This window comes from Streptomyces sp. NPDC002574 (assembly GCF_042889545.1).
Lineage (GTDB): Bacteria > Actinomycetota > Actinomycetes > Streptomycetales > Streptomycetaceae > Actinacidiphila.
Map to the genome: position 1 here is coordinate 472,771 of NZ_JBIARB010000005.1, position 6,320 is coordinate 479,090.

Below are 6,320 nucleotides of genomic sequence, written 5' to 3' on the forward strand. Positions count from 1 at the left end.
CGGCGGTGCGGGCCACGTCGTACGCCGGGAAGCCGTGCCGAGGGCTGCTTGGAGGGGAACCCGCCGCAGGAATAGGGTTCTCGGCAAGGGTTGCACGCCGGTTCGACTGGGGCGGGGCAGCACAGGACGAGGGCGTCGATCGGTGTGGGGGTAGGGCAATGTCGCCTGCGGAGGTCGTGCGGGTCGTCCTCGTGGACGCCGGGACAGGTCAGGAGTTCGCGCGGACCGAGCTGTCAGCGGGGCAACTGCCCGACTCGTTCGAGCCCGCGACGCGTCTCGACCTCGGCGGAGAGCCGTGGACCGTCGTCCGGGCGGATCCGCCGACCGCCACCGAATTCCTGGCGAGCGGCAGCCTCGTACTGGTGCTGAGACGGATCGAGCAGGTGGACCCGCGAGAGATCAGGTACTCCCTGCCGACGTTCTTCGACCCCCTGCCGCCGGCCGAGGCGCCGACCGGTACGGGCGAGCCCTTCGTGATCCACGAGGACGACTGGCGGCAGACCGAGATGGTGTCCCGCCGGCTCGCGGGACAGGTCGAGGCCGAACTGCGTGCGATCCGGCGGATCCACCGACAGCATTCGCGGGTGGTCGGCGAGGGAGCGTCGTCCGTACACGTCTACGACGAGATCCACATCCGCAGGGCGCCGACCGCACCCCTCGCCACGGAAGTGCCGCAGCGACGGCTGTTCGAGCTGCTGCCGGTCGGCGGCACGTCGTACACGGGCGTCCGCTGCCGCGACGAGCAGGGGCGCGTGGTCGACTCGTTCGCGGTCGACGCCGGTCCGCTGACCGTGTACGGCCAGTCCCAGGCGGGGCGCGTCACGGTGCTGTGCCTCGCGCCCTCCGCCGACGCCCCCGGGCCCAGCGCCGCCGCGGAATGCGCGGCCGGCCTCGCACGAGCCATGCGCGAGTTCGACCTGTTGCTGGTCGACTGGTGCGGTGGCCTGCTGGTGGACGCCTCCGGCGTCGGCGACTTCCTGAATCCGGCATAGCCTCGCCGCGCGCCGGCCCGGATCGCGGGTCCCGCGGGCCCGGCGCGAGCCCTCCGCGGTCAGGGGGCCCGACAAAATCAGGCGACTCGGACGGGCGGCCTCCTTATCATCGGGCTTTCCCCCCTCGTGTCCCTCCCGTTCCTGATCGGTCTCCGCGTGAAATCCCTGGTCCCTGCCGTGCTGCGCGACGAGCGGCAGTTCGCCCGCCTGTTCGTGGGGCAGTCCCTGTCGGTGCTGGGCGACCGTGTGTCGTTCGTCGCCGTGCCCTTCGCCGTGCTCTCGGTGGGCGGTTCCGCTTCCGACATCGGGCTGGTGACCGCCGCGGGTCTGCTGCCCATGCTGCTGTTCACGCTGGTGGGAGGGGTGTGGGCGGACCGCTTCCGGCGGCACCGCATCATGCTGGTCTCCGACGTGGTGCGGTGCGCCGTGCAGGGGCTCATCGCCGTGCTCCTGCTCACCGGGGTCGCCGAGGTGTCCCATCTCGCGCTGCTGATGATCGTGTTCGGCACGGCGGACGCGTTCTTCATGCCGGCCTCGACCGGGCTGCTGCCCCTGCTCGTCGGGGCCGACCGGCTGCGGGAGGCGAACGCCCTGCGCGGCTTCGTCCAGTCGTCGGGGCTCGTGCTCGGCCCTGCCGTGGCCGGTGGCCTGATCGCCCTGGCCGGACCGGGGGGCGCCCTGACCGTGGACGCCCTGACCTTCGCGGTCAGCGCCGCGTTCCTGGCCCGGCTGCGACCTCGTGCGGCGACCCCCGATGCGGCGCGACCCGCGGCCGGCGGGACCTTCCTCGGGGAACTGCGGGCCGGCTGGGCGCATGTGCGCGGCAACACGTGGGTGTGGTCGGGGATGGCGGCCATGGGGGTGTACCACGTCGTCGTGCTGCCCTCGGTGTTCGTGCTGGGGCCCGTCCTGGCCGCACGCGAGTGGGGCGGTGTGGCGAGCTGGTCGGTCGTGGTCGCGGCCTTCGGTGCCGGTGCCGTCGTCGGGGACGTGTGCGCCTACCGGCTCCAGGTCGCGCGCCCCATGGCGGTGGCCGCGGCGGCACTCGCCGTGGCGTCCTGCCAGGCCGTCGTCATCGGATCCGGCGGATCGCTCACCGTGATCGCGGTGCTCGAAGCGGTGACCGGCGTGGCCGTCTCCGTCTTCTTCACCCTGTGGGAGACCACGCTGCAGACGCACGTGCCCGAGGCGGTGCTGTCCCGCGTGAGTTCGTACGACTTCCTGCTGTCGTCGGGACTCATGCCGCTCGGACTGGCCCTGGCGGGGCCGGTGTCGGCGTCCCTCGGCGTGCGGCCCACCCTGTTCGCGATGACCGTCGTCGCGGTCCCCGCCTCCCTCTCGCTGCTCTGCGTCCCGGCCGTACGGCGCCTGCCGGCGCGCGCCCCGGCCGCGCTCACCGCCCCCGTCGAGGCGTAGACACCGCCGGGCGCCGGGGAGCGGGCGGCCCTGGCACGGCTTCTCCCACGTCAAACCGGCGGATGGGATCACTCCACCCGCGCGTTCGCGTGCGCGCTTCCTCCATGATCCTCGATCAAGGGGTTTGCACCCTTTACGCATGAAAGCGACCCCTTCACGCACTTCTCGTACGCCCTGGGGTGCTGTTGGCTGGTGTGGCCGCAGGTGCCGCCCGGCGTCAGTGGTGACACCGGTGTTCCGCCTGCCCCTCGCACTCCGCTGACCTTCTGGAGGCCTCGTGCCCGCACCCGACAGCGCCGCCGGTCCCGGCACCGACGGATCCGTTCTCGACCCGCCCGCTGACCGGGTGCCCACCAGCCTCGGCACCCGGGCCGCACGTCAACTGGCGGACACCACCAAGTCCGAGCCCCAGATGCAGGCCATCTCCTCGCGGTGGCTGCTGCGGATGCTCCCGTGGGTGGACGTCAAGGGCGGCGCGTACCGGGTCAACCGGCGGCTGCACCTGCGCACCGGGCGCGGCCGCGTCGCCTTCGAGCACAACGGCGCGGACGACATCAGGGTGATTCCCCGGACCCTGACCGAACTGCCCGCGCTGCGCGGTTACGCCGACACCGAGGTCCTCCAGGAGCTCGCGGGCCGGTTCCGGCCCCGGGAGGTCGGAGCCGGGCAGGTCGTCGTGGAGGCGGGGCAGCCGGTCACCGAGGTGTACCTGGTCGTCCGCGGGCGCTTCACCCGCCTCGCCGCCGGCCGGTACGGGCAGGAGGAGGCGCTCGGCGTCGTCACGGACGGCTCCCCGCTGGGCGACGAGGCGATCACCGGGACCGATCCGCTGTGGCCGAACTCGGTGCGGGCCGAGACCTCGGGGGTGGTGCTGGTCCTGCCCGCGCCCGCGGTCCGGGAGCTGGCCGACCGCGTACCGTCGCTGGCCGCTCATCTGACGGCGCACGCGGAGCGTCAACGGCTGCCGGTGAACCGCCGGGGCGAGGCGGACGTGCCCGTGCGGGCCGGCCACACCGGTGAGCCGGCGCTGCCCGGCGGCTTCGTCGACTACGAACTGAGGCCGCGCGAGTACGAACTGTCCCTCACCCAGAGCGTGCTGCGGGTGCACACCCGGGTCGCCGATCTCTACAACGACCCCATGGACCAGACCCGGCAGCAGATCCGGCTCACGGTGGAGGAGATCCGCGAGCGGCAGGAGTGGGAGCTGGTCAACAACCGGGAGTTCGGTCTGCTCGCCAACGTCGACCACGGCCAGCGCATCAGCACCTTCACCGGGCCGCCGACCCCCGACGACATGGACGAACTGCTGTCGATGCGGCGCAAGACGCGGCTGTTCCTCGCCCATCCGAAGGCGATCACCGCGTTCTTCCGGCAGTGCAACAGACGCGGTCTCACGCCGGGCACCGCGAGCGTGAACGGCCACGACGTCCCGGCCTGGCGCGGCGTCCCGATCTTCCCCTGCGGCAAGATCCCCGTCGCCGACGACCAGACCAGCAGCATCATCGCGCTGCGCACCGGGGAGGCCGACCAGGGGGTGGTCGGCCTGTACCAGACCGGCATCCCCGAGGAGTACCAGCCGGGCCTGAACGTGCGGTTCATGGGTATCGACGAGGCCGCGGTCTCCAAGTACCTGCTCACGGCCTACTACTCGATGGCCATTCTCGTCCCCGACGCCGCCGGGATCCTGGAGAACGTCCAGCTCGGCCGGACCGCGGACTGACCCGACCGACCCGACCCCGGTGGAGCACACATCCATGAGCACGTCCGCGAACACCACCGCCGGTTTCACCATGCCGGGCCCGCCCCACCCCGCCCCGGCCGCGCCCGCCCGGCGCCAGGGTGCCATTCCCGGGCTGAGATACCGTCCGGCAGCGCCCGCCGACCCGGAGAAGGCCGCGGAGATCGACCGGAGGGTCGAGACCTGGGCCCGCGCGCTGGAGCTCTTCCCTCCCGAATGGAGCGGGAACTTCGCACAGTTCCAGTGCGGCCGTGCGGTGACCCTGCAGCATCCCGAGGCGGCCGACCTGGAACGCCTCACCGTCGCCGGCAAGCTGCTGCTCGCCGAGAACATCGTCGACAGCTGCTACTGCGAGGAGGACGAGGGCAAGGGCGCCTCGCGGCGCCACCTGGGCGGCCGGCTGGTCGTGGCGCAGTCCGCCCTCGACCCTCTGCACAGCACGCCGGAGCACGAGGCGCAGTGGCGGAGCGCGGTCGGGGCCGAGAACCCGCTGCGCGCCTACCACCACGCCCTGCGGGACTACGCGGCCCTGGCCAGCCCCAGCCAGACCACCAGGTTCGTGCACGACGTCGCCCGGCTGCACCTGGGCTACCTCGCCGAGGCCTCCTGGGCGCAGACACGGCACATGCCCCAGGTCTGGGAGTACCTGGTGATGCGGCAGTTCAACAACTTCCGCCCCTGCCTGTCGATCGTCGACGCCGTCGACGGCTACGAACTCCCCGAGGCGGTGTACGCCCGTCCCGAGATCCAGCGGATCACCGCGCTGGCCTGCAACGCCACGACGATCGTCAACGACCTGTACTCCTTCACCAAGGAGCTGGCCAGCGATCCCGACCATCTCAACCTGCCCCAAGTGGTCGCCGCGAACGACAAGTGCGGTCTCAAGGACGCCTATCTCAGGAGCGTGGAGATCCACAACCAGATCATGGAGGCGTTCGAGACGGAGTCCGCGGTGGTGTCCGCCGCCTCGCCGCTGATCGAGCGCTACGCCCGGGGTCTGGCCGACTGGGTTTCCGGCAACCACGAGTGGCACGCCACCAACACCCACCGCTACCACCTGCCGCACTACTGGTGAGTCCCGGTCCCTGCCCGGTCCCCGCACGGTCCCCGACCGGCGGACGACCGGCAGACCGGGAGCTGACCGACCATCGGATGTCCCAGAGCAAGGAGTCACCGTTGACCACTGTGCACGCCGGCACCACGTCCGTTCCGGTTCCGACGCAGTCCACCTACCAGCGCCGCGTCGCGGACTACTGGAACGCCGAGGAGAACCCGGTCAATCTCGAGCTCGGCAAGGTCGACGACCTGTACCACCACCACTACGGCGTGGGCGACGCGGACAGGTCGGTGCTGGACGAGACGGACCCGGACCTGCGCCGCACGCTCATCACCCGCGAACTGCACCGGCTGGAACAGGCACAGGCGGAACTTCTCGCCTCCCACCTCGGACCGCTCTCACCGGACGACCGGGCCTTCGACGCCGGGTGCGGGCGGGGCGGCGGCAGCGTGGTCACGCACCAGCGGTACGGGTGCCACACCGACGGCGTGACCATCTCGGCCAAGCAGGCGGACTTCGCCAACGACCAGGCCCGGCGGCGCGGCATCGACGCCAAGGTGCGGTACCACCACCGCAACATGCTCGACACCGGCCTCACCACCGGCGGGTACGCGGCCTCCTGGAACAACGAGTCCACCATGTACGTCGAACTGGACCTGCTGTTCGCCGAACACGCCCGGCTGCTGCGCCGCGGCGGGCGCTACGTGGTGATCACCGGCTGCTACAACGACACCTACGGGCGGGCGTCGCGCGAGGTGTCCCTCATCAACGCCCACTACATCTGCGACATCCACCCGCGCTCGGAGTACTTCCGGGCCATGGCCCGCCACCGACTGGTCCCGGTCCACGTCGAGGACCTGACCCCCGCCACCCTCCCCTACTGGGAACTGCGCAGTGAGGCCGACCACTTGGTCACGGGCATCGAGGACGCGTTCGTGACGGCCTACAAGAACGGCAGCTTCCAGTACCTGATGATCGTGGCCGACCGCGTCTGACCCGAGGGCCGGACGACCGTGCGTCGGTTTCCCCGCCCCGCGGGGGACCCCCCCCCCCGGGGGGGGGCGCGCCGGGTGTGGTGGGGGGGCGCGGGGGGTGCCCAGGCCCCCCCGCGGGCCGG

Annotated in this window: 5 protein-coding genes; all 5 read left to right on the top strand. The window is 71.8% G+C overall.

From position 1 onward, the window contains the following. Positions 1-158 precede the first annotated feature (158 nt). The 5 genes from ACFYXS_RS14775 (at position 159) to ACFYXS_RS14795 (ending at position 6,198) form a co-directional block, all read left to right on the top strand. A complete protein-coding gene (locus ACFYXS_RS14775) occupies positions 159-992 on the top strand; it encodes a hypothetical protein (RefSeq protein WP_389247806.1) in 834 nt (277 codons plus the stop codon). Between the two features lie 156 nt (positions 993-1,148). Beyond that, positions 1,149-2,408 carry an MFS transporter gene (locus ACFYXS_RS14780; RefSeq protein WP_389247808.1) on the top strand — a complete coding sequence of 420 codons (1,260 nt, stop codon included), beginning with the start codon at positions 1,149-1,151 and terminating at the stop codon, positions 2,406-2,408. Positions 2,409-2,685: 277 nt separating this feature from the next. Continuing rightward, a complete protein-coding gene (locus ACFYXS_RS14785) occupies positions 2,686-4,128 on the top strand; it encodes a family 2B encapsulin nanocompartment shell protein (RefSeq protein ID WP_389247810.1) in 1,443 nt (480 codons plus the stop codon). A 34-nt stretch (positions 4,129-4,162) separates the two neighbouring features. After that, on the top strand, positions 4,163-5,221 hold the full coding sequence (locus ACFYXS_RS14790) for a family 2 encapsulin nanocompartment cargo protein terpene cyclase (protein ID WP_389247812.1): 1,059 nt from the start codon (positions 4,163-4,165) through the stop codon (positions 5,219-5,221). Between the two features lie 101 nt (positions 5,222-5,322). Next, a complete protein-coding gene (locus ACFYXS_RS14795) occupies positions 5,323-6,198 on the top strand; it encodes a geranyl diphosphate 2-C-methyltransferase (RefSeq protein ID WP_389247814.1) in 876 nt (291 codons plus the stop codon). The last annotated feature ends 122 nt before the right edge of the window (positions 6,199-6,320 follow it).

What these genes read in the sequence shown, in the direction of transcription:
- ACFYXS_RS14775 (WP_389247806.1), top strand. Translation starts at nt 159, where the DNA reads ATGTCGCCTGCGGAGGTCGTGCGGGTCGTCCTCGTGGACGCCGGGACA.
- ACFYXS_RS14790 (WP_389247812.1), top strand. Translation starts at nt 4,163, where the DNA reads ATGAGCACGTCCGCGAACACCACCGCCGGTTTCACCATGCCGGGCCCG.